15 protein-coding genes are annotated in these 23,586 nt (G+C 67.6%); 8 read left to right on the forward strand and 7 right to left on the reverse strand.

The features are described from left to right. The first annotated feature begins 424 nt into the window (after positions 1–424). From VVD47_RS18340 to VVD47_RS18350, 3 genes are all read left to right on the forward strand, one after another. Entirely contained in the window at positions 425–1,906 is a 1,482-nt protein-coding gene (locus tag VVD47_RS18340) for a vWA domain-containing protein (RefSeq protein WP_327604961.1), read from the forward strand. Between the two features lie 153 nt (positions 1,907–2,059). Then, complete coding sequence (locus tag VVD47_RS18345) at positions 2,060–2,659, forward strand: sigma-70 family RNA polymerase sigma factor (RefSeq protein WP_327604962.1); 600 nt, start codon at positions 2,060–2,062, stop codon at positions 2,657–2,659. After that, entirely contained in the window at positions 2,656–3,960 is a 1,305-nt protein-coding gene (locus tag VVD47_RS18350; RefSeq protein ID WP_327604963.1) for a hypothetical protein, read from the forward strand. Before VVD47_RS18345 ends, VVD47_RS18350 begins: the two co-directional genes overlap by 4 nt. Before the next feature lie 87 nt (positions 3,961–4,047). Here the strand turns inward: VVD47_RS18350 and VVD47_RS18355 are convergent, their stop codons facing one another. Beyond that, the gene (locus VVD47_RS18355; protein ID WP_327604964.1) at positions 4,048–5,526 is read right to left on the reverse strand and encodes a pectinesterase family protein; all 1,479 of its coding nucleotides are present in this window, start codon (positions 5,524–5,526) and stop codon (positions 4,048–4,050) included. A 370-nt stretch (positions 5,527–5,896) separates the two neighbouring features. Between VVD47_RS18355 and VVD47_RS18360 the strand changes: the two genes are divergently transcribed. Both VVD47_RS18360 and VVD47_RS18365 read left to right on the forward strand, forming a co-directional pair. Next, positions 5,897–7,897: a DEAD/DEAH box helicase gene (locus VVD47_RS18360; RefSeq protein ID WP_327604965.1), complete on the forward strand. Its 2,001-nt coding sequence runs from the start codon at positions 5,897–5,899 to the stop codon at positions 7,895–7,897. Positions 7,898–8,730: 833 nt separating this feature from the next. Continuing rightward, positions 8,731–9,783, forward strand: a complete 1,053-nt coding sequence (locus tag VVD47_RS18365) for an aromatic ring-hydroxylating dioxygenase subunit alpha (RefSeq protein ID WP_327604966.1) — start codon at positions 8,731–8,733, stop codon at positions 9,781–9,783. A gap of 58 nt (positions 9,784–9,841) precedes the next feature. On the opposite strand, the gene VVD47_RS18370 is transcribed toward VVD47_RS18365, so the two are convergent. From VVD47_RS18370 to VVD47_RS18390, 5 genes are all read right to left on the reverse strand, one after another. Then, positions 9,842–10,219, reverse strand: a complete 378-nt coding sequence (locus VVD47_RS18370) for a VOC family protein (RefSeq protein ID WP_327604967.1) — start codon at positions 10,217–10,219, stop codon at positions 9,842–9,844. A gap of 34 nt (positions 10,220–10,253) precedes the next feature. Then, entirely contained in the window at positions 10,254–10,727 is a 474-nt protein-coding gene (locus VVD47_RS18375; protein ID WP_327604968.1) for a DM13 domain-containing protein, read from the reverse strand. Between the two features lie 122 nt (positions 10,728–10,849). Beyond that, positions 10,850–14,542: an ATP-binding protein gene (locus tag VVD47_RS18380; RefSeq protein ID WP_327604969.1), complete on the reverse strand. Its 3,693-nt coding sequence runs from the start codon at positions 14,540–14,542 to the stop codon at positions 10,850–10,852. 342 nt (positions 14,543–14,884) lie between these two features. Beyond that, the gene (locus VVD47_RS18385) at positions 14,885–15,637 is read right to left on the reverse strand and encodes a hypothetical protein (protein WP_327604970.1); all 753 of its coding nucleotides are present in this window, start codon (positions 15,635–15,637) and stop codon (positions 14,885–14,887) included. 141 nt (positions 15,638–15,778) lie between these two features. Further along, entirely contained in the window at positions 15,779–16,873 is a 1,095-nt protein-coding gene (locus tag VVD47_RS18390; protein ID WP_327604971.1) for a LacI family DNA-binding transcriptional regulator, read from the reverse strand. A 341-nt stretch (positions 16,874–17,214) separates the two neighbouring features. Between VVD47_RS18390 and VVD47_RS18395 the strand changes: the two genes are divergently transcribed. From VVD47_RS18395 to VVD47_RS18405, 3 genes are all read left to right on the forward strand, one after another. Then, positions 17,215–19,665 carry a DUF4962 domain-containing protein gene (locus VVD47_RS18395; protein WP_327604972.1) on the forward strand — a complete coding sequence of 817 codons (2,451 nt, stop codon included), beginning with the start codon at positions 17,215–17,217 and terminating at the stop codon, positions 19,663–19,665. A gap of 50 nt (positions 19,666–19,715) precedes the next feature. After that, positions 19,716–21,635: an ABC transporter substrate-binding protein gene (locus VVD47_RS18400; RefSeq protein WP_327604973.1), complete on the forward strand. Its 1,920-nt coding sequence runs from the start codon at positions 19,716–19,718 to the stop codon at positions 21,633–21,635. 206 nt (positions 21,636–21,841) lie between these two features. Then, a complete protein-coding gene (locus tag VVD47_RS18405) occupies positions 21,842–23,020 on the forward strand; it encodes an alginate lyase family protein (protein ID WP_327604974.1) in 1,179 nt (392 codons plus the stop codon). On the opposite strand, the gene VVD47_RS18410 is transcribed toward VVD47_RS18405, so the two are convergent. Next, a complete protein-coding gene (locus VVD47_RS18410; protein ID WP_327604975.1) occupies positions 23,017–23,562 on the reverse strand; it encodes a hypothetical protein in 546 nt (181 codons plus the stop codon). The two genes, VVD47_RS18405 and VVD47_RS18410, sit on opposite strands and share 4 nt — an antisense overlap. Positions 23,563–23,586: the final 24 nt, after the last annotated feature.

Consider the following 23,586-nt stretch of genomic DNA (forward strand, 5'->3'; position numbering starts at 1 on the left):
TGACCCCGGAATCCCGGCTGGTTCGTTCAAGTGACAGGGACGCAGTGCACGGCGGCTCCCGACCCTGACCGACTTCACCGGAGAACCGAAAATTCCCTCCAGCACGACTTCAACTTCGCCTTCGACCGCGCCACGCCTCGGCGCGCTGGGCCTGGCCCTGCTGCTCGCCGCCTGCGCCAACGGGCCGCAGGACAGTGCCGTCGCCCCCCAGGCCGCTGCGCCCGAGAGCCTGGGGCAGACGCAGCAACCCCGCACCCTTCCGGCACCCCTGCCTACCCCTGTGGAGCGCCAGCACACCCTCAAGGCGGAACCGGCCCCGCCCGTGCCGGCCGCGCCGCCTGCCACCAGGCTGCGCGAGGACGCCCGTCGATCGGCCGCCGCCGATGCCGGCCGTGAGTTCGCTGCGCCCGCTCACATCGCCGCAATGCCCGCACCGTTTCTGCACCCGGCGCAGCCGGAGCAGCGCGAGCGCTACCAGTCGCTCACCGCCAACCCGGTGCAGCAGGTCGCGCAGGCGCCGGTGTCCACCTTCAGCATCGACGTCGATACCGGCAGCTACAGCAATGTGCGCCGCCTGCTGAACGCCGGCCAGTTGCCGCCCGCCGACGCGGTGCGCGTGGAGGAGCTGGTGAACTACTTTCCCTACGACTACGCGCCGCCGCAGGGCAAACATCCCTTCGCCGTGCACACCGAGCTGGCCGCCGCGCCGTGGAAGAGCGGCAACCTGCTGATGCGCATCGCCATCAAGGGGCAGGACCTCGCCAAGGCCAGCCTGCCGCCGGCCAACCTGGTGTTCCTCGTCGACGTGTCCGGCTCCATGCACTCGCCGGACAAGCTGCCGCTGCTGCAGTCCTCGCTCAAGCTGCTGGTGAACGAACTGCGGCCGCAGGACCGCATCACCCTGGTGACCTACGCCGGCAACACCAGCGTGGTGCTGCCGCCGACGCCGGGTAGCGAGCGCTCGCGCATCGCCGCGGCCATCGACGGCCTGCGCGCCGGCGGCAGCACGGCGGGTGCCAGTGGCATCGCGCTGGCCTACCAGGCGGCGCAGCAGGCCTGGATTCCGGACGGCATCAACCGCATCCTGCTGGCCACCGACGGCGACTTCAACGTGGGCGTCACCGATTTCCGCCAGTTGAAAGGCATGGTGGAAGAAAAGCGCCAGTCGGGCGTCGCGTTGTCCACGCTCGGCTTTGGCGGCGGCAACTACAACGAGCAACTGATGGAGCAGCTCGCCGACGCGGGTGACGGCGCCTACAGCTACATCGACAACCTGATGGAAGGCCACAAGGTGCTCGCCAACGAGATGAGCAGCACGCTGGCGACGATTGCGCGCGACGTGAAGATCCAGGTCGAATTCAACCCGGCGGCGGTGAAGGAATACCGCCTGATCGGCTACGAGAACCGTACGCTGAAGCGCGAGGACTTCAACAACGACCGCGTGGATGCCGGTGACATCGGCGCCGGCCACACCGTGACCGCGCTGTACGAGCTGACACCGGCAGACGGCAAGGGGCTGGTCGATGAACTTCGCTATGGACGCAGCGGTACCGTCACCGCCGGCAGCGCGAACGAGCTGGCCCACGTCAAGCTGCGCTACAAGCAGCCGGGCGCGCAGAGCAGCCAGTTGCTGGACAGCGTGGTGACGCGTGATGCGGTGAGAGCCGCGACGCAGATGAGCAGCGAGTTCCGCTTCGCCACCGCCGTGGCCGGCTTCGGCCAGTTGCTGCGCGGCGGCGAGCACACCGGTGCCTGGCGTTACGACGACGTGCGCGCGCTCGCCACGCAGGGCGTCGGTGCCGACCGCTACGGCTATCGCGGCGAATTCCTGCGCATGGTGGATTTGGCGAAGTCGCTGTCTACGCGCGCACCTGTCGAGGTGCAGGCGCGGGCAGAGGAGCGCTGACGCCACAGTCGAGCCACACGACAGGAGTTCCGTCGCCCCTGCGGAGGCAGGGGCCCAGTGACGCTTCTTTTTGCATAGCTGCTTTCGTGACGCAGCGACACTGGAGTTCTGCTTCTCAGGAACGACGAACAGAGGGCTGTCTATACTGCGCGCATGTCCCAACCTGAACCCGGCGACCTCAGCGACCTGAGCGATCTCTCCGCCATGGCTGACGAGGAACTGATGCTCCTCGTCGCCAACGGCCTCATCGAAGAGCCGGCCACCGAGTTGTTCCGCCGCCACAACCGGGCGCTGTTCAACTTCGTGGCGTGGCTGTGTGGCGGTAATACCGGCGAGGCGGAAGACCTCACGCAGAAGACCTGGGTCAAGCTGATGACCCGCTGCGCCGACTACCAGCCGGGCGAGGCGGCCTTCCGCAGCTTCCTGTTCCAGATCGCGCGCAATGCCTGGATGGATGCGCGCCGCGGTGCCTACGAGGCTACGCGTGTCGAGCTGGACGAATCGCACCATGACATTCCGTCCGAGGATCTCGGCGCTGAACAGCTGGCCGGATTGCGCCAGCAGCAGCACCGTGTGCGTGCCGCCGTGCTGGCACTGCCGGCCGCGCAGCGCGAGGTGGTGGTGCTGCGCTTCTTCAGCGACATGAGCGTGGAGGACATCGCCGCCGTGGTGGGCGAGGGCTTCGAGACCGTCAAGAGCCGCCTGCGCTATGCCTTCGGCAAGTTGCGACGCGAACTGGAGGGCGTGGCATGAAGCCTGTGAACGACGCCAGCTTCGAACGCTTCCTGCAGGGCGAGGACGGCCTGTCCGCGCTGTTGCGCGAGCTGCCTGCCTTCGAGCCACCGACTCGCATGGAGGAGGATTTCGCGCAGGCAGCCCGTGTGGCGCAAGCCTCGCACGACGCACCGTCCGCGGCGCTGACCGACGACATCCTGTCCTTCGAGCCCCCCGCCGGCATGCAGGCCGACTTCGCACGCATGGCCGCAAAGCTGCAGGCAGAGCAGGCACCCCGTCGCGAGGCAGTGATCGCACAACTGGCGCGCGGTGACGATGCGGCCGCGGTGCTGGGCGGCGACATCTCCGCGCGTACACGCGAGTGGCTGGACAGGCAGCAGGCGGCAAAGAGCGAACGCCCTGTCGTGGTGGTGGCGCGCAAACCGCGCTTCCGCTGGCTGCCCGGTCTCGGCCTGGCGGCGAGTGCCGCCCTGGTTGCCGGCGTGGCGACCCAGTGGCTGATGCGCGGCGAGGCGCCGGCCGACAACGTGGCACTGAACGAAGTGCCCGCCGCCGCGCCAGCGCAACTGGCCATTGAGTCTGAAAAGCCAGTTGCACCTGCGGCCGAGCCCACCGTGCGCAACCGGTCCGCCGGAGCGCCTGTCGCCTCCGCGCAGGATCGCCAGGCGTCCGCGGAGCGCGAGGCATCCCGCACTCGCGCGCAGGACGAGGAGAAACGCGTTGCGTCGCAGCCTGATGCAGTGGCAGACGCGACAAAGGCGCGAGAGGAAATCGCCGCCGCATCGGCCTTTGCCGAACGTCGACTGGCAGCACCCGCAGCAGCGCCTGCGCCAGTCCCGCCACAAGCGCTGCCACCACCGGCCGTGATCGTGGAAGTGCCGGCTGCCGAGCCGATGCCGGAAAGCCTGGCCGCCGCACCACCTCCTCCCGCGGCACCTGCACCGGCCGCCAAGGCAGCACCCATGCGTGAGCGCGCCGCCAGCGATGCCGCCATGGCGTCGGCACCCCAGTCACCCGCCGTCCAGCGTGCGACCGCCGCCGCGCTGGCGCCGGTACGCAGCGACCTGCCGGTGGAGTCCGTGCCGCTCGCCAGTTCGCCGGAGCAATGGCTGCAGGCCCTCGTGCGTCGCACGCCCTTGCCACCCGCCAGCCTGCGGCTGCACGTGCAGTCAACGACGCAGGAGGACGCGATGAAGTTTGCGGAGGGTTTGCGCGAGGCGCTGCGTCGTCGCGACATTGCGACCCGTGTCGAGCTGACGGCGGACGAGGGTATTCCGGCCGACACCGTACGCATCGACGCGGCGGGCTTTCTGCCCTGAAGGACCAGGCGGCGTCACACAAAGAAAAACGGGCGCCGCAGCGCCCGTTTTTGTGAAGCTCGCTTCAGAGCCTTGGTGCCTCAAACCTCACTGCGCGGCACCTGCACCGGTGTTGCGGTATTCGCCGAGGTAAGGCGACGAAGCCGAGCCGTAGTTCACCGGGTTGGAGCTGCTCCAGTCCTTCCACGGTGTCGCCGTACGGATGTGGCTGCCGATGTTGGCACCGCGGATGATCATCTTGCCGATGGGGTTCGACAGGCTGCTCTGCGGCCACTGGCGTGCGAAGTACACGTTGCTGGCGCCGTTGGAGCCGGTGAAGGAACCACCGTTGAACAGGAAGCCCATGTTGCCCGCCAGGGTGCTCGGCGCGGCAATGGCGCTGCCGTTCTTGCGCACGGCCGTGTAGTTGATCTGGCAGTTGTCGAACACGCCGGTGCCATGGCCGAAGATGAAGTCCACGTCACCTTCGACATAGCAGTTCTGCGCGTAGAAACGACGACCCGCACCGCTGACCCACAGCGTGTCCTGGTTGCCGTACATGCGCACGTTGTCGAAGTGCACCTGGTCCGCCTCGGTGTAGACGGCCACGGCCTGCGCGGTGTCGTTCACTTCCTGGTAGGTGTTGGTGATGGTCAGGTTCTTCGCCTGGAAGCCGGTGTTCTGCACGATGAAGCCCGACGAGCAGGTGGTGCCGATGGTGCTCTTGCCCGCGCAGTTGTTGATCCACGACTGACCGGTGCTGGTGTAGTTGCTGGCCTTCACCATCGAGGCGTAGGCGCTGCCGGTCATCGGCGCATTGGTGCCGATCTGGATCTTCACCTCGGAAGCCGCACCCGCGCCGTACAGGGTGATCGGCGTGCCTTCCGGCACGAACACCAGTTCGATGTAGGTGCCGGGGCTGACCAGGATGTACTTGCGCGCCGAGCCGCCAGCGTTGATGGCGGCATTGATGGCCGACTGCACGGTCTTGTAGGTGCTGCTGGAACCCACCGTGTAGTTCGGCGACGACGGCGTGGAGATCGTGCCCGGCGTCCAGCTGCCGAGGAAGCTGGCGATCGTGTAGTTGGCGGCCACGCTGTCGGACAGTTGCGGGCGGGTGGCGGTGGAGGGGGCGCCACCACCGGTCGAGGAGCTGGAACTGGACGAGCTGCTCGAAGACGAACTGCTGGAGGAGCTGCTCGAGGAGGAACTGCTCGACGAGGAGCTCGATGAAGAGCTGGAAGAGGAGCTCGAAGAAGAGGAGCTGGAGGACGAGCTCGAAGAAGAACTCGACGAAGAACTGGAGCTCGACGAGGAACTACTCGTCGTATTGCTGTACGAACACCAGGCCGAGGTCGTGAAGCTGTTGCTCGGGAAGTTGCCGCTGCTGCATACGACGCTGCTGGTGAAGGTCCCGTAGACGAAGCTGCCGGACTTGCCGAGCGCGACGGAGCGGGTGCCGCTGAACGAGCACAGCGCGCCGGTGTTCTGGACGCACTTGGTGTAGCCGCTGGGGTAGTCGGTCGCGGCGTGTGCACTGGCCATGAATGCCAGCGCCAACGCACCGATAAGGTGGGTGTGACGCATGAAACCTGCCTCCTGAATCGCCAGAAACTGGCTTGTTTTAGGTGTTTCCGCACATCGCCTGGTGGGTGTGCAGTGAGCGGATTCTAGAAAGCGGCATGCAGGGCGTCGCGTAAAAACCCTTACAAATCAAAAATATATTTAGTTCGACCGATGGCTGTACCAAATTTGGCAACAGTTTGCGGTGAATTTGACGAATAAGTGGGATTGCCAAAACACAGTGGCTTTCCGCTAGACTCTGGCGCGCACGACAACCAAAACCAGTCCCCTGTCGTGCGTCTGTCCTTCTGAATCTGCTTCGTCCTCCTTGACTGGTGTTGCCGGCTCCCCGCCGCAACAGGTCGACGCAGTGCTTATCCCCCAAGGGGTTTTAATGTCCTTTTCGACACTGGGGCTCAGCGAGCCCATTGTTCGTGCTGTATCCGAACGCGGCTACACCGAACCCACGCCCATCCAGATGCAGGCCATTCCGGCCGTGCTTTCCGGGGGTGACCTGATGGCCGGCGCACAGACCGGCACCGGCAAGACCGCCGGCTTCACGCTGCCCATCCTGCAGCGTCTTTCCACCACTTCCGCCCGCCGCGAAGGCGCCATCCGCGCCCTGGTGCTGACGCCCACACGTGAGCTGGCCGCCCAGGTGGAAGAGAGCGTACGCCGCTACGGCCAGTACCTCGACATCAATTCCATGGTCATGTTCGGCGGGGTCAGCATCAACCCGCAGATCGACCAGCTCAAGGGCCGCGTCGACATCCTGGTATGCACGCCGGGCCGCCTGCTGGACCACGTGCAGCAGAAGACCGTCAGCATCGCCGACGTGGAAATCCTCGTGCTGGACGAAGCCGACCGCATGCTGGACATGGGCTTCATCCGCGACATCAAGAAAGTGCTGGCCCTGCTGCCCAAGCAGCGCCAGAACCTGCTGTTCTCCGCCACCTTCTCCGACGAGATCAAGGAGCTGGCCGACGGCCTGCTGAACAGCCCGGCGATGATCGAAGTGGCGCGCCGCAATGCCACCGCCGAAGCGGTGGAGCAGAAGGTCATCTTCGTCGAGCAGCCGGTGAAGCGTGCCGTCCTGGCCCACCTCATCAAGGAGAAGGCCTGGTTCCAGGTGCTGGTATTCACCCGCACCAAGCACGGTGCCAACCGCCTGGCCGAGTACCTGGCCAAGCAGGAAATCCCCTCGCTGGCGATCCACGGCAACAAGAGCCAGAACGCCCGCACCCGTGCGCTGGCCGAGTTCAAGAGCAACAAGCTGCAGGTGCTGGTGGCGACCGACATCGCCGCACGCGGCCTGGATATTTCCGAACTGCCGCACGTGGTGAACTTCGAGTTGCCCAACGTGCCGGAAGACTATGTGCACCGCATCGGCCGCACCGGCCGTGCCGGCGCCAGTGGCGAAGCGCTGTCGCTGGTGAGCCGCGACGAGAAGAAGCTGCTCGCCGACATCGAGAAGCTGATCAAGCGCGAACTGCCGCGCATCGAGGTGGAAGACTTCGACATGGAGGCTGCGCTGGCGACGGCTGCGGCCAACCGCCAGCAGGACGAAGCCCGTCCGCCGCGCGAGCCGCGCCAGCGCCGCGAAGGCCAGGGCAAGGGTCAGGGCCAGCAACGCCGTGGCGAAGGCCAGCGTGCACGTGGCGATGCCCAGCCGGTCGCGCGCGCCGAAGGCGGCCAGCCGCGTCCGGAAGGCCCGCCGCGCCGCGAAGGCCCGCCCAAGGGTGATGGCCAGCCGCGTCGTCGTGGCGGTGGTCAGGGCGGGAACGGGAGCAATGCGAATGCAAATGGCGGCGGTGCCAACGGTGGCCAGCGTCGCGAACGCGGCGAGCGCGGCGCGCAAGGTGGCATGCCGCAGAACGTGCAGCAGCAGTTCCCCAGTTCCGGCGACATGCCGGCGGCCGGTCGCCGTGCCCGCCCTGGTCGCGGTGGCGCCGGCAACAAGCAGAAGGGGCCGCGCATCGTCTATCCGCGTGACGAGAACGGTGACGTGAATGGCAACGTGGTCCTGCCGGAATTCGAGAAGCCTGAAGTCAACGGCAACGTCATCGGCCGGCCGGAGCGCACCCCGCCCGAGGTCAATGGCAATCGTGCCGATGGTCGCCGTGGCAATGGCGGTGGTGGTGGCCGCCAGGGTGGTCAGGGCGGACAGCGCGGCAATGGTGGTCAGGGCGGCCAGGGTGGTGGCCAGGGCGGCAATGGCGGCAACGGTGGTGGCAACGGCAATCGTCGTCGTCGCAGCGGCAAGGGTGGCGAAGGCGGTGGTCCGCGTAACGACGGCCAGTCGGGTGGCGGCCAGCCGCAGGGCGAGAAGAAGAAAAGCGGCTTGCGTGGCGCCATCTCGCGCGGCATCAATGCCATCCGCCGCCTGACGGACTGAGCACTGCACCAGTAGCAATGACGGAACGGCCCTGCGGGGCCGTTCTGCTTTCTGGTCGCCCGGTGTTGTCTGTTGAATGTGCGGGCCATCGGCTGGTCGGATCGAGCATCCCGGGAGGGCGCACGTGTCGGGCTTTGCTGCGCTCAATCCAACCTGGGCCCACAGCGTGGCGCAACACTCCGGCGGTAGGTTGGGTTGAGCGCAGCGAAGCCCAACAACAGGCCTGAGCAATGCTGGACGAGAGCGCCTGTCAGGCACACGGGGTATCTGCTCGGCGCAGCTCCGGTCCAGCCTGAACCCGGCCCAAAGGCGCGAGCGGCGAGGCAGGGCGCGTCGATGCCCTCGGACATCGTTTGTGGTGCGGGCACGCTCGCCAACGGTGCGCGCGATGACCGGTGACGCGTTCAAGCGCCTGGCCCGGCGCCGCAATGGCAGCGGCCGTCTGCTGCTCAACCCGCCGCCAACCCATGGCTGGCGCGGCTCTCCCGCCCGCTGCCCGGCAGGCATGAGGCTTATCACCCACCGCACGCCGGCATGGCATGTGGTTTGCTCGACCACGATCAGAGTAGAAGCAGACAGAGGCGGCTTCGCTGCATGCCGGGTGACCGGCACGCCATTCCCGCCTCAGGACATTGCTCTCGCAGCCACCGCGTTCGCGCAGCGGCTTGCGCGCCTCAGGGCGGCTGCATGGGCTTCCATGCGGCAGGGGATGTCGGCACGTGCTTCGTACCCCTCCGCAGGTTTTCCCGAGACAGGCGTCCGGCAGGCACTGGTCTTCATGTCCGGCCGTCGCGTGCCCATCGCGCTGCCTCAACATCAGAAAAGGGAAAACCATGCTCATCACTCGCCAACCCGCCCTGCGCAAGTTCTGGTACGCCGTCATGCCGGCGGCCATGCTCGCGGCCGACCGTCCGCAAGCCTTCACCCTGCTGGGCGAGAAGATCGTCCTGTGGCGTGATGCCGATGGCGTGCCGGCGGTGGCGCAGGACCGCTGCTGCCACCGCACGGCGCAACTCTCGAAGGGCTACGTCGAGAACGGCAACATCGTCTGTGGCTACCACGGCTGGCAGTACGACTGCAGCGGCACCTGCGTGAAGATCCCGCAATTCACCAACGAGAAGATCCCGCCCGGCGCGCGCGTCATGGCCTACCGCATCGCCGAGCGCTACGGCTACCTGTGGGTGGCGCTGGACGAGCCGCTGGCGCCGATCCCGGAGCTGGCCGAGGACGGCGACCCCGCCTACCGCCGCATCGACCAGTTCTACGAAGAGTGGAACTGCGGTGCGCTGCGCTTCATCGAGAACACCTTCGACTTCGCGCACCAGGCCTATGTGCACAAGGCGATGCATGGTCTCAACGACAGGCCGCAGCCGCCGCTGGGCAAGGTGACCCGTCACGAGCATGGCCTGGTGATGCACATCACCCAGCCGGTGCGTAACCCGGATGCCGGCAAGGCGCACATCGGCATTGCCAGCGACGAGACCGTGCGCACCGTCGTCATGGACTGGTACATGCCCTGCGCGCGGCGCATGCACATCACCTATCCCACCGGGCTGGTGCAGAGCATCATCTCCGCCGCCACGCCGATCGACGACACCCGCACGATGGTCGTGCAATGGAGCTACCGCAACGACACCGAGGAACAGGTGCCAGCCGCCACCATCAACGCCTTCGACCGCAAGATCCTCGACGAGGACAAGGACATCCTGGCCTTCGTGGACGACGACCTGCCGCTGGACACGCGCATGAACCTCGAACAGCACATGGCCTCCGACCAGCCCGGCATCTTCATCCGCCGCGCTTTGATGGAGGTGCTGGCCCGGCATGGCGAGCAGGAGGTGATGCGGACGGCGACCCTGCAGGACGCGCGCCGCGCCGCCGCGTGAGGGCCGACTGACGGTGCAACCTGCCCGGCGCGGCGCGGCCGGGCAGGCGCCGCGCAACTCAGAAGTTGTAGAACACGCGGATTACGTTGCCGTCCCTGTCCTCGGCGACGAACTCATGCAGGCGGGACCAGGACTTCGATTCCGGTGCATGGGTGATCCTCGCGCCGGCGGCCAGCCACCGCGCATGCAGTGCGTCCACCTCTTCCTTGCTGTCGAGGTTGAACCACGCCACGACCGGCGGCGCGTTGCGGAAGTACTCGCGGAAGGCGGTGTCGGTCAGGAACAGGCGGCACTGCCCCTGTGACACCTGCGCGATACCACCGCCCTCGCGTCCCCAGTCCACCGTGAAGCCCAGGCACTGCTCGTAGTAGCTGAGCGCGACGGCCATGTCGCTGACCGGGATCTCGGTCACCACGGCGGGAAAGGGTTTCTGCATGGCCGGCACCTCCTTGCGGGTTGGGCGGAAAAGGTCAGCGGTACTTCGCCGCGGTGATGAACTGCGAGAAGGACTCGCACCACACGACCACCGTGTCGTAGCGCGCGAGATCCACGCCGTCGGGCAGGGGCACGATGAAATTCTCGAAGGTCTTCACATCGCCGACGCGCAGCATCTGCGGCTTGATGCGCTCGAAGTCCGCCTCGGTCTCCACGAAGACCGGGGAGAGGTACAGCTTGTAGTCCGGCCCCGGCGCCAGCCGCCCCGCCAGCGCGATGCCCTGCGGGCCGAGTGACACCTCGCCTTCACCCCAGTGCAGCGCGTCGCTGTCCTTCAGGTCGCGACGGAACTGGCCGCGGTACGTCGATGCGGCACTTGCCCGCGTGATGGCCTCGGTACCGGGAGCCGCAGGCGCGGTGAGCAGCGGCAGGGCGTAGATGCCCGCCGCGAATCCCGTGCCGAGTGCCAGCAGATGAGTGACGGTGAGCAGCAGGCGGCGCATCCACATGACGTGAACTCCGGTTTCCGGGACTGCGCGACTTTACCCCGGCGGTGCCGTGACCGCGATCCGTCGGCGCGCCATCGGCCTCAGTCCAGTCCGCACTCCGCAGGCTGCGCTCCGGCGTCGGCTCATGTCTCCCCGACCGTCGCCGCACCGGCGGACGCCGCCTCGCGCAGCAAGCGGTTGAGCTCGTCGACATCCAGCGGCTTGACCAGGTGGGCGTCGAAGCCTGCGGCGGCCGAGCGCTGGCGGTCCTGGGCCTGGCCCCAGCCGGTCAGGGCGACGATCATCGGCGGGCGGGGCCAGGACAGGGCGCGGAGCTGGCGACAGGCTTCGTAGCCGTCCATGCGTGGCATGCCGATGTCCAGCAGCATGACGTCCGGCTGCGCCTCGCGGGCCAGGCTGACAGCCTGCTCGCCGTCGTTGGCCACCACCGTGTCGTGGCCGGACAGCTCCAGCATGACGGCCAGGCTGGAGGCGGCGTCCTCGTTGTCGTCCGCGATCAGGATGCGCAGGCGCGTGCTCACGGGCGTTGCCGGTGGCAGGCCTTCGTCGGGTGCGATGCTGGGCTGCTGCAGCGGCAGCTGCACCACGAAGCGGCTGCCCAGGCCCTGGCCGTCGCTGTGGGCGGTCACCGTGCCGCCGTGCAGCTCGGTGAGGCGGCGCACCAGCGTCAGGCCGATGCCGAGGCCGCCCTGCGACTGGCCCGCGCTCTGCGGCACCTGGGTGAACATCTCGAAGATGCGCGGCAGCATGTCGGGCGGAATGCCATTGCCATCGTCGGACACGCTGATCATCACGCTGTCGCCGGTGCGCGCCGCGGCGAGGCTGATGTGCCCGTTGGCGGGGGTGTACTTCGACGCGTTGTTCAGCAGGTTGGCGAACACCTGCGCGAGGCGCACGTGGTCGCCGGAGATGATGGTCTCGCCCAGCGGCACCGTCACCGTCAGTTGCTGGCGCTTGGCGTCGATCAGCGGCTGGCTGGTCTCCACCGCGCTGCGGATGACGGTGGCGATGTCCAGGTCGCGCCGTTCCAGCTCCAGCTTGTTGCGGCTGATGCGGCTGACGTCGAGCAGGTCGTCGACGAGGCGGACCATGTGCTGCAACTGCCGCTCCATGATGGCGCGCGCCTGGGTGGCCATCTCGTTGTTGCCGCGCTCGCCGGCCAGTTGCAGGATCTGCAGGCCGTTGCGCAGCGGCGCCAGCGGGTTGCGCAACTCGTGGGCCAGCGTGGCGAGGAACTCGTCCTTGCGGCGGTCGGACTCTTCCAGTTCCGCCATCACGCGGCGGCGCTCGGTGACGTCGCGGTAGTAGATCGAGATGCCGCCGTTGCGGCTGGGGTACACGTCGAGGTCGAACCAGCGCTGCCAGGGCTCGTAGAGGCTCTCGAAATGCTGGGCGACGCGCTCTTCCATGGCAGCGCGGAAGTGCCGCTCCAGCGCGGTGCCCAGCGTGTCCGGGTACACATCCCAGTGCACGCGCCCGAGCAGTTCGCTGCGCTTGACGCTGTTCAGGCGCTCCGCCTGCGCATTGACGTAGGTGAAGCGGTACTCGCTGTCCAGCGCCGCGAAGCCTTCATCGATGCTCTCCAGCACCGCGATGGTCTCCGCCTGCAGCTCGGCTTCGCGGGTGCGGGATTCGAGACGCTGGCGGGACAGCGCCAGGATGCTGTCGACGCGTGCCCGCAGTTCGCGCGCATGGAAGGGCTTCACGAGGTAGTCGTCCGCGCCGGCGCTGAGGCCCTCTACGCGCGCCTCTTCGCCCGCCCGGGCGGACAGCATGATGACCGGCGTGGATAGCGTCTTGCCCTCGGCGCGCAAGGCCTTCAGCAGGCCGAAGCCGTCCAGCTTCGGCATCATCACGTCGGTGATCAGCACGTCGGGCGGCGCCTGCATGGCGGCCTGCAGGGCCGCGTCGCCATCCGCCACCGCGGTGACGTCGTAGCGTTCGGCGAGCAGGCGGCTGATGTAGTCGCGCATGTCGGCGTTGTCGTCTGCCACCAGCACGCGGGGGCGTGGCCCGGCGTGGGGCAGGGCGGGCAAGGCAAGCAGGGCGTTTCTTGGCGCCGCGCCTTCGCCCAGCCAGCTCGCGGCCTCTTCCACGTAGGCGCCGTGCCGACCGCCGGCCCTGTCGGTGGCGGGACGTGCGTCCAGTGGCGCCTGCTGCTGGAGGGGGATGGACACGCTGAACACCGTGCCCCGGCCGGGTTCGCTGTCCACCTCGATGCGGCCGCCATGCAGCTTGACGAGCTCCTGCACCAGCGCCAGGCCGATGCCGGTGCCCTCGTGGGTGCGGGAGCGGGCGCCGTCGACGCGGTGGAAGCGGTTGAAGATGCGCGGCAACTCGTCGGCCGCGATGCCCTCGCCGGTGTCGCGCACCTGCAGGGTGGCCATGCCGTGCTGCGCTTTCAGCGTCACCTCGATGCCGCCCTCGAAGGTGTGCTTGAAGGCGTTCGACAGCAGGTTGAGGATGATGCGCTCCCACATGTCGGGGTCGAGGCTGGCCGTCTCGTCGATGGGGCCACAGTCCACGCGGAAGGACAGGCCCGCGCGTTCCACCACTGCGCGGAAGTTGCTCGCGATGTCGGCGGTGAGCTGGCACAGGTCCACCGGCTCGAACACCGCGCGCACGCGGCCGGCCTCGATGCGCGAGAAGTCCAGCAGGGCGTTCACCAGCTTGAGCAGCCGCTCGCCGTTGCGCCGGACCAGCCGTACTTCGTCGTGCAGTGCTGCCGGCAGCAGGCTGTTGCCCAGCAGGTCGTCGAGCGGCCCGAGCATCAGCGTCAGCGGGGTGCGCAACTCGTGGCTGACGTTGGAGAAGAAGGCCGTCTTGGCGCGGTCCAGCTCGGCCAGCGTCTCTGCGCGCTGGCGTTCGCGTTCGTAGGCCTGCGCGCTGGCGATGCTGGCCGAGATCTGCGCGGCGACGAGGCCGATGAAGCGCTGGTAGCTGGCGTCGAAAAGGCGGAAGCGGTTGAGCCCCGCGACCAGCACGGCGGCCTGGCCGGATTCGCCGGAGGTGCCTATCGGCACCACCACCGCGTGGCTGGGCGGCTCGGGCCACGGCCCGCGCGGCAACTGCTGGAAGTGTTCCTGCAGCGGACCGACGACCTGGTGCGCGTGTGAGTCCAGCACTTCCATCAGCGGCCAGGGCGAGGCATCGCCCGCCGCGATGCGCGCGGGTGCGGCCGGGTGGTCGGCGCCGATGCCGGCGGCGCCGGCGAGTTCGAACACGCGGCTGCGGGCATCGAACAGATAGATGAGCGCGAAGGGCGCATCGCCGGCGTTCTCGCCCAGCGCCAGGGCGGCGCGCTCGCAGGCTTCGCCGAAGGTCTGCGCCGAATTGCTCTGCGCGGCCAGCGCCTGCAGCACGCGCAACTGGCGCTCGCCGATGATGCGCGAGGTGTCTTCGCTGTTCGCGCAGATGATGCCGCCGATGCTGCCGTCGTCGTTCGGGATCGGGCTGTAGGAGAAGGTGTAGTAGGTCTCCTCGCGATAGCCGTTGCGCTCCATGATGAGGAGCAGGGCTTCGTCGTAGGTGCCTTCGTTGCGTTCGATGGCGTAGGCGGCGCGGGGGCCGGCCTCGTCCCAGATTTCGCGCCATACCTCGGCGGCCGGCTGGCCCAACGCCTGCGGGTGCTTGCCGCCGACGATGGATTTGTAGGCGTCGTTGTAGAGGTTGATGAGCTGCGGCCCCCACCACACGAACATCGGCTGGCGCGAAGTGAGGATGATCCGCACCGCCGTTTTCAGGCTGTTGGGCCATTGCGCAGGTGGACCGAGCGGTGTCTGGCGCCAGTCCTTCCCGCGTATGCGGGCACCCATGTCACCGCCGCCACTCAGAAAACTGATGGCGTCGGCATCTCCTCGTGGAACGGATGCTTCCATTGGCCCCCCTGGTTGTCGTGCGAGTCTGCCATGCGGACTGTCGGCCGTGCGCCCGCGCTTTTCTGCCGGCAAGGGTCAAGCCGCGCACGGTGTTGGCAGCCGCAAGCATTTGCCCCAGGTCGCAAGGCCCGGAGGCGCAAGGGATTTCTTTGCGGTCCGCGTGGCCAGCGTCTTGTGGGCGATGCCAGTCGTAAGCATCGGCCTACGGGCTTATCAGATGCGTCCTACAGGGTGCGCAGGCGGGCGAGCCTGCCGTACCGATCGACGCGATGCACCGAATCAAAGCCAGTACCGCAGCGACGTCTTGCCGTCGTAACGATTTGCCCAGCGCCAGATCCGCGGCGTGACGGCCGCGCAGGCCAGCATGAGTCCGAATAGCACGCCAGCGACGGACACAGAGAAGAACAGCGCGATCAGCGTCGCCAGCAGAAGGACCATGCAGGCCGCGATGGGGGCGCATGTCAGCGCCACGGAGAGCGCGCGATTGCCCTCGTCCGCATCCGATTCCATGCGTGCGAGCTTGGCGTGCTCCCTGATGAAGTCGCTGCGCTCGCCGGCCTGTCGGTGGAACAGCGCTTCCAGCTGTTTCAGGTCGCCGGCGACGGTCCCGTCCGGTTGCGGCAGAGGCCCCGGATGAAAGCGGTCCGCGACATTGCGGCGCCAGTCCCTTGCGCGGATTGCATCGATCACGCCCGGCAGGTCGGCGATGGAGGCCAGGTCGAGCACGGGCACCTCGCAGGAGGCTGCGCGTTCAAGCTCGGGCAGGATCCAGTCGGTGGGCGGTCGGCCGTTCGAGAACCACACCACGCAGGTCGATGACGCCGCCAGCGCGTGCATCTCGTGGATCGGGTCGTCCCAGGGCTCGTGGGGGTTGTACATGGCGACCGCGATGTCCGACTGCCACAGGCGTCGCGCGATCTTGCGGGCCTTGAGCACATCGGGCCGGGTATAGCTGAGGAAGACGGTGGCGATCGCCGGCTTGCGCGTTGGCCGTTCGTGCGTGCGCGGATGGCTGCGGGCGGCTGCGTACATGATGTTCCACCGGGACCGGATGGCCGCATTGAAGCAGGCAGCAAGGCGGCTGCAATCTGCCCTCGCGGGCACCGGTGGTCATCGACCGGGTGGGCCAACCCGGGGCCGGCTCGGGGTCCGCCCGGCCGTGCCGCCACGCGGCTACTGGGGGGGCGCCGGGCGGCTCTTCACGCTGCTGCGCTGGCTCAGGTGTGCGCCGATCTCGATGCTCTGGGGCGGCTCGTCGGGGTGCTGGAAGCGCTCGACCAGGCGGCGCACCGCGACGCGGCCCAGGTGGGCGCGGTCCACGCCGGCGGCGGTGAGGGGCGGGCTGCACAGCGCGGCGATCGGCAGGTCGTCGAAGCTCACCACCGACATGTCGTCCGGCACGCGCAGGCCGGCGCGGGTCAGCCCCTGGATGGCGCCGAAGGCGGTGTAGTCGGACACGCAGTGCAGGGCGGTGGCATTGAGCGTGCCCGCCTTGCTGCGGGCGTAGATCACCGCTGCCGCGCGCTCGGACGAGAACACCTGGCTGTCGATGTTGATGACGTGGCGTTGCGGGTCGAAGCCGATGCCGGCTTCTTCCAGCGCATCGCGAAAGCCCTCCAGGCGCTGCTGGATCAGCGGGCGGAACAGGTGGGTAACGTGCACGATCTCGCGATGCCCGCAGGCCAGCAGGTGTTGCGCGGCCAGCTTGCTGCCGCGCCGGGCGGCGGGCGACACGTTGTCCAGGTAGGCCACCGGGTCGGCGCCGTTGACGATGACGGTCGGTGCGCCGCTGGCACGCAAGGGGCCCAGCAGCTCGGTGGTGTCGATGCCGACAGCGAGGTGGGCGTCGGCCTTGCTGCGCTCCAGTTGCTGGCGGTAGGCCGACACGTCGTTGGGATGGTCGCGGTCCAGCAGCACCGTTTCCAGGCGGATGCCCAGGCGCGCGCATTCGGCGGTGATGGCGCGGATGACTTCGGCATGGAAGTAGCTGCCGTCCAGGGTGAGGAACTGGAAGAAGGTGACGAGGTTCACCTCGCGCGGAATGGCGCCCAGCTTCAGGTGCGCCTCGCCGGGGCGGAAGCCCAGTTCCAGCATGCTGGCCAGCACGCGCTCGCGCAGCGCCGCGCTGATGCCGGCACCGCCATTGATCACCTTGGACACCGTTCCCGGCGACACGCCGGCGCGGCGGGCGATATCGGCCTGGCGTGGACGGCCGGTGCCCGATGCGCTTTCAGGCCGGTGGGCCGGTGGGGAAGGGCTTGTTTTCATTGGACGGGGTCTCCAGGCGGCGTAGCCAGGATTTAGTAAAACATTTTACTTGTGTGGATGGAAAGAGGGATCATTGCCGGTGGAAAGGCGTGTCCGGCAATGTCCGGTGGTCCTTCTCTCCATGTTTCTCATATTTTTCATTGGCTTGAACGAAGGAAAGCAGTTTCCTGCAGGAAATTTGTTTCCATTCACCTAGGGGTTTCCGCCAGCAGGTCGCTAGGGATGCGGCCTATCATATGGATTGAAAGTAATCGATTAACTTTCGGCTGAGCAGCCGGGACGAAGGGGTCGCAGGTGACGCAGGGCAGGACAGGGGAATTTCCAGGCGGAGGCTCGCAACCATGAGTGCACCGCAGGATGGTGGCCCGGGTGCCGGCGTGTATCCGCTGGTCCTGGATGAACCGGTCGAAGGCTCCCTCACCTTGCGCTATCAACCCGCGCACGACGCCGTGGTGGAAGAGAATCCTCCGCGCTTCGCCTGGCTGCCCGAACTGGATGCCGACGCCTGCTACGTGCTGCGTGTGACGCCGCTGGTGCAGGGCGGATCCGCCGCGGCAGCGGGCACGCGTGGCGAGATGCCCGGCCAGACCCCGCACGGAACCTCGGGCAAGACCTCCTCGGGTGAAACTTCCTCGGGCGAGACCTCCACGAGTGAAACCCGTTTCGCCGGCATCACGCGCAACTTCTTCACGCCGGACACCGCACTGGCACCGGGCCGCTATCGCTGGGCTTACGCGGTGCAGGCGAGTGAACACGAAGGATCCGCGCCGCCTGCGTCCGCCTGGAGCGCGGAACGCGAGTTCGAAGTGCCCGCCGGGCTGGCGCCCACGCCTGCCATGCGGCGCGATGAACGCTGGGCGGCGGCTTCGGCGTCGGCGCATCCGCGCATCTGGCTGGACGCGCAGCGGCTGGCGGCTTTGCGCACAGCCGTGAAGGCCGACCCCGGCATCCACGGCTGGGACCGCTTCATGCAGCAGGCCGTTGCCCCGTGGGCGGACCGCGCGCCCGTCGACGAGCCGCCGCCTTACCCCGGCCACAAACGCGACGTGGCCGCCTGGCGGGCCTCGTACATCGCCTGCCAGGAGGCGCTGTATGCCATCCGGCACCTGGCCGTCGCAGGCGCGGTTGCCGATCCGGCATTGCGCGAACAGGCGCGCATCCACCTGCTGGCCACCGCGCGCTGGGATGCCCGCGGCACCACCTCGCGCGAGTACAACGACGAGGCGTCCTTCCGTGTCGCCTCGGCGCTGGCCTGGGGCTACGACTGGCTGCACGACCTGCTGAGCGAGGACGAGCGCGCCGAGGTGCGCGGCGTGCTGGTGCAGCGCGCGACGGAGGTCGCCACCCACGTCATCGACCGCGCGCGCATCCATGTCTTTCCCTACGACAGCCACGCGGTGCGCGCCATCGGCTCGGTGCTGGTGCCGGCCGGCATCGCCCTGCTGGGCGAGGAGCCGGCCGCGCAGACCTGGCTGGACTACGCCGTCGACTGCCTGGACGGCCTGTACCCGCCCTGGGGCGGTGCGCAGGGCGGCTGGGCGGAAGGGCCGGGTTACTGGACCACCGCGATGGCGGTGTTCCTCGACGCCGCAGGCCTGCTGCGCAACTTCTGCGGCCACGACCTGTTCCGTCGGCCCTTCGTGCAGAACACGGGGGACTTCATACTTTACTGCCGCGCGCCGGACACGCGTCGCTCGGCGTTCTGCGACGAATCCACGCTGGGCAACCTGCCTAGCCTGAAGGTCGCCTACAACATGCGCGTGCTGGCCGGCGTCACCGGCCGCGGTGAGTACCAGTGGTACTTCGACACCGTGCTGGCCGCACAGACCGGACCCTCGCGCGAGTTCTACGACTACGGCTGGTGGGACTTCGATTTCGACGAGCTGGTGTGCCGCCACGACTACCCGGCGGTCACCGCCACGCCCCCGGCGGAGGACACGCAGCTGAAGGTGTTCCGCGACATCGGCTGGGTGGCGGTGCAGAACCACCTGGCCGAGCCGGCGCGCCACCTGCAGCTGCTCGCCAAGTGCAGCGACTACGGTTCCATCAGCCACAGCCACGGCGACCAGGGCAGCTTCACGCTGATGGCCTTCGGCGAGGAGCTGGCGTTCCACAGCGGGCACTACGTCAGCCACGGCAGCAGCATGCATCGCGACTGGCGCCGCCAGACCCGTTCGCGCAATGCCATCCTCATCAACGGCAAGGGCCAGTACGCCGGTGACGACAAGGTGCTGTGCAAGCGCGCCGGTGGCGACCTGCTGGGCGTCGAGCGCAGCGACGAAGCCATCGTCATCCGCATGGATGCGACGCGCGCCTACCGGTTCACCGCGCCGGAGCTGCAGCGCTGGCAACGCGACATCCACTTCGTGCACGACCGTTACCTGGTGATCGTCGACGAGGTGTCGCTGGCGCAGCCGGGCACGGTGGAATGGCTGCTGCACACGCGCGGCATGCCGCGCACCGCATCGCAGAGCTTCCGCCACGAAGGTGTCGCGGCCGGCCTGACGGGCGAGTTCGTGTACTGCTCGTCGGGTCCGTTGAGGCTCGCCAGCCGCGAGGGTTTCGCCGGCGTGAACGAGGCGGAGCTGGCCGGACTGGAGCGCCATGCACACCTGTCCGCCACCACCGCGATGGCAGCCCATCACCGCATCGTCACCGTGCTGGTGCCGTACCGCATCGGCAAGCGCGAGCGGGTGCTGCACTTCATCGACGACCAGGGTTTCAGCAGCAACTTCTACTTCCAGGACGCGGGCGACCGGCTGTACCGCCTGAGCCTGGACAAGCGGTTCTGACAAGCCGCGCTTTTCTTGTGACGACCACCACCAAAGGACAGGTACTCATCATGAACGCAGTAAGAGCAAAAGGCTTGGGCGGCGCCTTCATCCTCGCCGCCGCCTTGAGCGTGCCAGCCACGGCTCAGGCTTATACGGAAGCGCCTGCGCTGCAGAAACTGGCGCAGGAAAAGAAGCTGCCGCCGCTGGCCGAGCGCCTGCCGGAGAAGCCCGAGGTGGTGAAGCCGGTGGACCGCAACGGCGTGTACGGCGGCACCCTGCGCACCGCCATGCGCGGCAGCGCCGACCAGAACAGCATCACCCGCCTGGTGGGCGTGCAGGGCATGACGCGCTGGAGCATGGACTTCAACAAGGTGGTGCCCAACGTGGCGGAAAGCTGGACGGTCAGCACCGACGCCACCGAGTACACCTTCAAGCTGCGCAAGGGCATGAAGTGGAGCGATGGCTCGCCCTTCACGTCGGACGACGTGCTGTTCGCGATGAACGACCTCGTCTACAACAAGCAGTTCTTCGGCCTGGTGCCGGACCAGTACGTCGCGCGCGGCCAGAACGCCGTGGTGACGGCACCGGATGCCTACACCGTGAAGTTCAAGTTCCCGGTCGCCAACCTGCTGCTGCCGGAGCAACTCGCCACCGGCCTTGGCCAGCACCCGGTGATGTACCAGAAGAAGTACTGCGCGCAGTTCCACCCCAAGTACAACGCGGCGCAGATCGACGGTCTGCTGGCGAAGGAGAAATCCAAGGACTGGCCGTCGCTGATGCGCCTGAAGTGCGGTGACATCGAGGTGAACACCCGCTGGGCCAACCTGGAGCGTCCGACGCTGGACCCGTGGGTGCTGAAGGAGCCTTACCTCGCGTCGTCCACCCAGGTGCTGGTGGAGCGCAACCCGTACTTCTGGCAGGTCGACGAGAAGGGCCAGCAACTGCCCTACCTGGACCGCATCCGCTGGTCGGTGATGTCCGACATCGAGGGCATGGTGCTGGCCACCATCAACGGCCAGTTCGACTACCAGCACCGCCACATCTTCCCGATCCAGAACCGTCCGGTGCTGGCCGAGAACGCGCAGAAGCAGAACTACAAGGTGGTGGTGTTCCCGGGTACCGCGGCCAATGCGGTCGGCATGTACCTGAACCAGACCACGCGTGACGCCAAGCTGCGCAACTTCATCCGCCAGAAGGATTTCCGCGTGGCGCTGTCGCTGGCGACCGACCGCAAGGAGATCAACGACGTGGTATTCCTCGGCCAGAGCACGCCCTGGCAGAACGGCCCGGTGCCGGAATCGCGCTGGTACAACAAGCAGCTCGGCTCCCAGTTCCTGGAGCTGGACCTGAAGCGGTCCAACGAGCTGCTCGACAAGCTGGGCCTGACCAAGCGCGACTCCGACAACTACCGCACCTACCCGGACGGTGGCCGTGTGCGCCTGAACACCATCGTGTCGCTGGCGCAGGGCGCGCAGATCGACACCCTGGAACTGGTGCGCCGCCAGTGGGCCAAGGTCGGCGTGGAGATGGTGATCCTCGCTTCCGAGCGTTCGCTGTTCTACGACCGCGCCACCAACAATGACTATGACATCAGCGTGGACAACATCTCCGGTGGCTACGACATCAACCTGAACCCGCGTTCGGTGGTGACGGTGAACCCGACCGAGTCGCGCACCAGCATCCCCTGGACGCGCTGGGCCTTGTCCGACGGCAAGCAGGGTGAAGAACCCAACGCCAGCATGAAGAAGCGCCTGGCCCTGTACGACACCTACCAGGGCGCGAAGACGCAGGCTGAAGCCGACGCTTCCTTCAAGGAACTGCTGCAGATCGCCGCCGACGAGTTCGAAGTCATCGGCACCGTGCGCACCTATGGCGAGAACGCGATCCGCAGCAACAAACTGATCAACGTCTACGACAAGATGCTGGCGAGCTGGACCTATCCGAACCCCAGCCCGGCGCTGCCGCAGCAGTGGTTCCTGCAGCCCTGAGACCAGGGCGGGGCCCGGCGCCGGAGATGTCCGGCGCTGCGCTCCGGAGCCTGTCTCTGGCCAGCGGGTTTGTCCTCCTGTCCTTCGACAGATTGCAGGGCCGTTGCCGCGGCCCTGCTTTTCTTGATCCCCTCTCCGCTTTGATCCCACCTCCGCTTTGCTGATCCTGCGGCCAGCCGGGGTCAGATCCAGCAACGACGAGCGTCATGATCCTGAATCCAGACCCCACGCGCCCCACTCACCCCGCCAGCGAGCAAACCCTGCACTTCGACCTGCATGCCCACGAGCGTCCGCGGCTGCTGCGTGCCGCCGAGGCCGTGTCGCGCAAGGCGCCGCTGACCATCGTCAGCGTACGCAACCCGCGCAGCGCCGGCGGTGCGCACGACTTCTCGTCGGAGGCCGACTACTGGTGGCCGGACCCGGACAATCCCGGCGGGCCGTACCGCCAGCGCGACGGCCTGAGCAACCCGGACAACTTCACCGCCCACCGCGCGCTGCTGCTCGACTTCTCCGAGAACGTCGGGGTCCTCGCCGCCGCCGCGCTGGTGTGCCGCGAGCCGGAGCAGCGCTGGCGCTACGCGGATGCCGCGCTGGCGCACCTGTACGCCTGGTTCGTGCAACCGGCCACGCGCATGAACCCCAGCCTGCTGTACTCGCAGGCCATCGGCGGGGTGTGCACCGGGCGCGCCATCGGCGTCATCGACACGCTGCACCTGGCAGAGGTCGCCGTCGCCGTGCGCCGCCTGGACGAGGCCGGCCTGATCCACGCCGACGCGCTGGCCCCGCTGCACGAATGGTTCGCGACCTACCTCGACTGGCTGTGCACCCATCCCTATGGCGTGGAGGAGCGCGACTGGCACAACAACCACGGCACCTGCTGGGCGCTGCAGGCAGCCGCTTTCGCGCGCCTCACCGGCAACGCCGAGGTGATCGCCGATTGCCGGCGCCGCCTGTTCGAGGTGTTGCTGCCCGACCAGATGGCGGCGGACGGCAGCTTTCCGCAGGAGCTGTCGCGCACCAAGCCTTACGGCTACTCGATATTCAACCTGGACGTGATGTGCGCGCTGGCCGTGCTGCTGACAGAGCCGGGCGAAGACCCGCTGCGCCATGCCTTGCAGGACGGACGTTCCCTGCTGCGCGGCGTCGGATTCCTCGCACCGTACCTCGCCGACAAATCCGCCTGGCCCTTCGCACGCGACGTGATGTACTGGCCGGAATGGCCGGTGCGCCAGCCCGCGCTGCTGTTCGGCGCGCTGTCCGCCGGCCGCGAGGACTGGCTGCAGGTGTGGCGCTGCCTGGACCCGGCGCCTGCCGTGATGGAAGTGCGCCGCAATTTCCCGGTGCGCCAGCCGGTGCTGTGGCTGCCCGGCTCCGGAGCGTTCTAGTCCAGCGTGAAGCTGCGCGACAGCGGCATGCGCACGCCGGACACGCGATCGATCACCGTGACGTCGACGCGGTAGACGCCCGGCATGTCATTGGCTCCGAAACCCAGGTCGAGTGAGGCGTCACCCAGCATCAGCTGATCGGCCACCGGGGCAATGGTCCACAGGCTGGTGCCCCCGGCAGATACGCGCTTGCCGTCAGGCAGGGTCACGCTGAACTCCGCGAACAGGTTGCACTGCTTGTCCGCGGCGGCCTTGCAGCCGTAGAAGATCACCATGCCGGAAATGGTCCCTCCGCGTCTGACCTGCTGCACCTCCGGCAGACGAGGGGGTGTCACCGACACATTCCAGACTTCACGGAACTGCGCGAGGTTTTCGGTGAAGACCAGATGGGCGCCGAAATCCCCGGCACTGCGCATGTGCGGGGTATCGGGAACGGGCTGGCCGTTGCCGTCCGTCCAGCCGGCGAGCGACGGGGATGGACCCAGCATGAGGACGGGCAGCACGAGCAGCGCAAGCGGTGATCCAGTCAGGCGGTGACGCATCTAGGAGCTCCTGTTCAGTGTCGA

The sequence above is a fragment of the Uliginosibacterium sp. H1 genome, from assembly GCF_036017065.1.
Taxonomy (GTDB): domain Bacteria; phylum Pseudomonadota; class Gammaproteobacteria; order Burkholderiales; family Rhodocyclaceae; genus Uliginosibacterium.

What these genes read in the sequence shown, in the direction of transcription:
- VVD47_RS18350 (WP_327604963.1), top strand. Translation starts at nt 2,656, where the DNA reads ATGAAGCCTGTGAACGACGCCAGCTTCGAACGCTTCCTGCAGGGCGAG.
- VVD47_RS18355 (WP_327604964.1), bottom strand. Translation starts at nt 5,526, where the DNA reads ATGCGTCACACCCACCTTATCGGTGCGTTGGCGCTGGCATTCATGGCC.
- VVD47_RS18400 (WP_327604973.1), top strand. Translation starts at nt 19,716, where the DNA reads ATGAACGCAGTAAGAGCAAAAGGCTTGGGCGGCGCCTTCATCCTCGCC.
- VVD47_RS18390 (WP_327604971.1), bottom strand. Translation starts at nt 16,873, where the DNA reads ATGAAAACAAGCCCTTCCCCACCGGCCCACCGGCCTGAAAGCGCATCG.
- VVD47_RS18345 (WP_327604962.1), top strand. Translation starts at nt 2,060, where the DNA reads ATGTCCCAACCTGAACCCGGCGACCTCAGCGACCTGAGCGATCTCTCC.
- VVD47_RS18405 (WP_327604974.1), top strand. Translation starts at nt 21,842, where the DNA reads ATGATCCTGAATCCAGACCCCACGCGCCCCACTCACCCCGCCAGCGAG.
- VVD47_RS18340 (WP_327604961.1), top strand. Translation starts at nt 425, where the DNA reads ATGCCCGCACCGTTTCTGCACCCGGCGCAGCCGGAGCAGCGCGAGCGC.
- VVD47_RS18385 (WP_327604970.1), bottom strand. Translation starts at nt 15,637, where the DNA reads ATGTACGCAGCCGCCCGCAGCCATCCGCGCACGCACGAACGGCCAACG.
- VVD47_RS18375 (WP_327604968.1), bottom strand. Translation starts at nt 10,727, where the DNA reads ATGTGGATGCGCCGCCTGCTGCTCACCGTCACTCATCTGCTGGCACTC.
- VVD47_RS18365 (WP_327604966.1), top strand. Translation starts at nt 8,731, where the DNA reads ATGCTCATCACTCGCCAACCCGCCCTGCGCAAGTTCTGGTACGCCGTC.
- VVD47_RS18360 (WP_327604965.1), top strand. Translation starts at nt 5,897, where the DNA reads ATGTCCTTTTCGACACTGGGGCTCAGCGAGCCCATTGTTCGTGCTGTA.
- VVD47_RS18410 (WP_327604975.1), bottom strand. Translation starts at nt 23,562, where the DNA reads ATGCGTCACCGCCTGACTGGATCACCGCTTGCGCTGCTCGTGCTGCCC.
- VVD47_RS18395 (WP_327604972.1), top strand. Translation starts at nt 17,215, where the DNA reads ATGAGTGCACCGCAGGATGGTGGCCCGGGTGCCGGCGTGTATCCGCTG.
- VVD47_RS18380 (WP_327604969.1), bottom strand. Translation starts at nt 14,542, where the DNA reads ATGGGTGCCCGCATACGCGGGAAGGACTGGCGCCAGACACCGCTCGGT.
- VVD47_RS18370 (WP_327604967.1), bottom strand. Translation starts at nt 10,219, where the DNA reads ATGCAGAAACCCTTTCCCGCCGTGGTGACCGAGATCCCGGTCAGCGAC.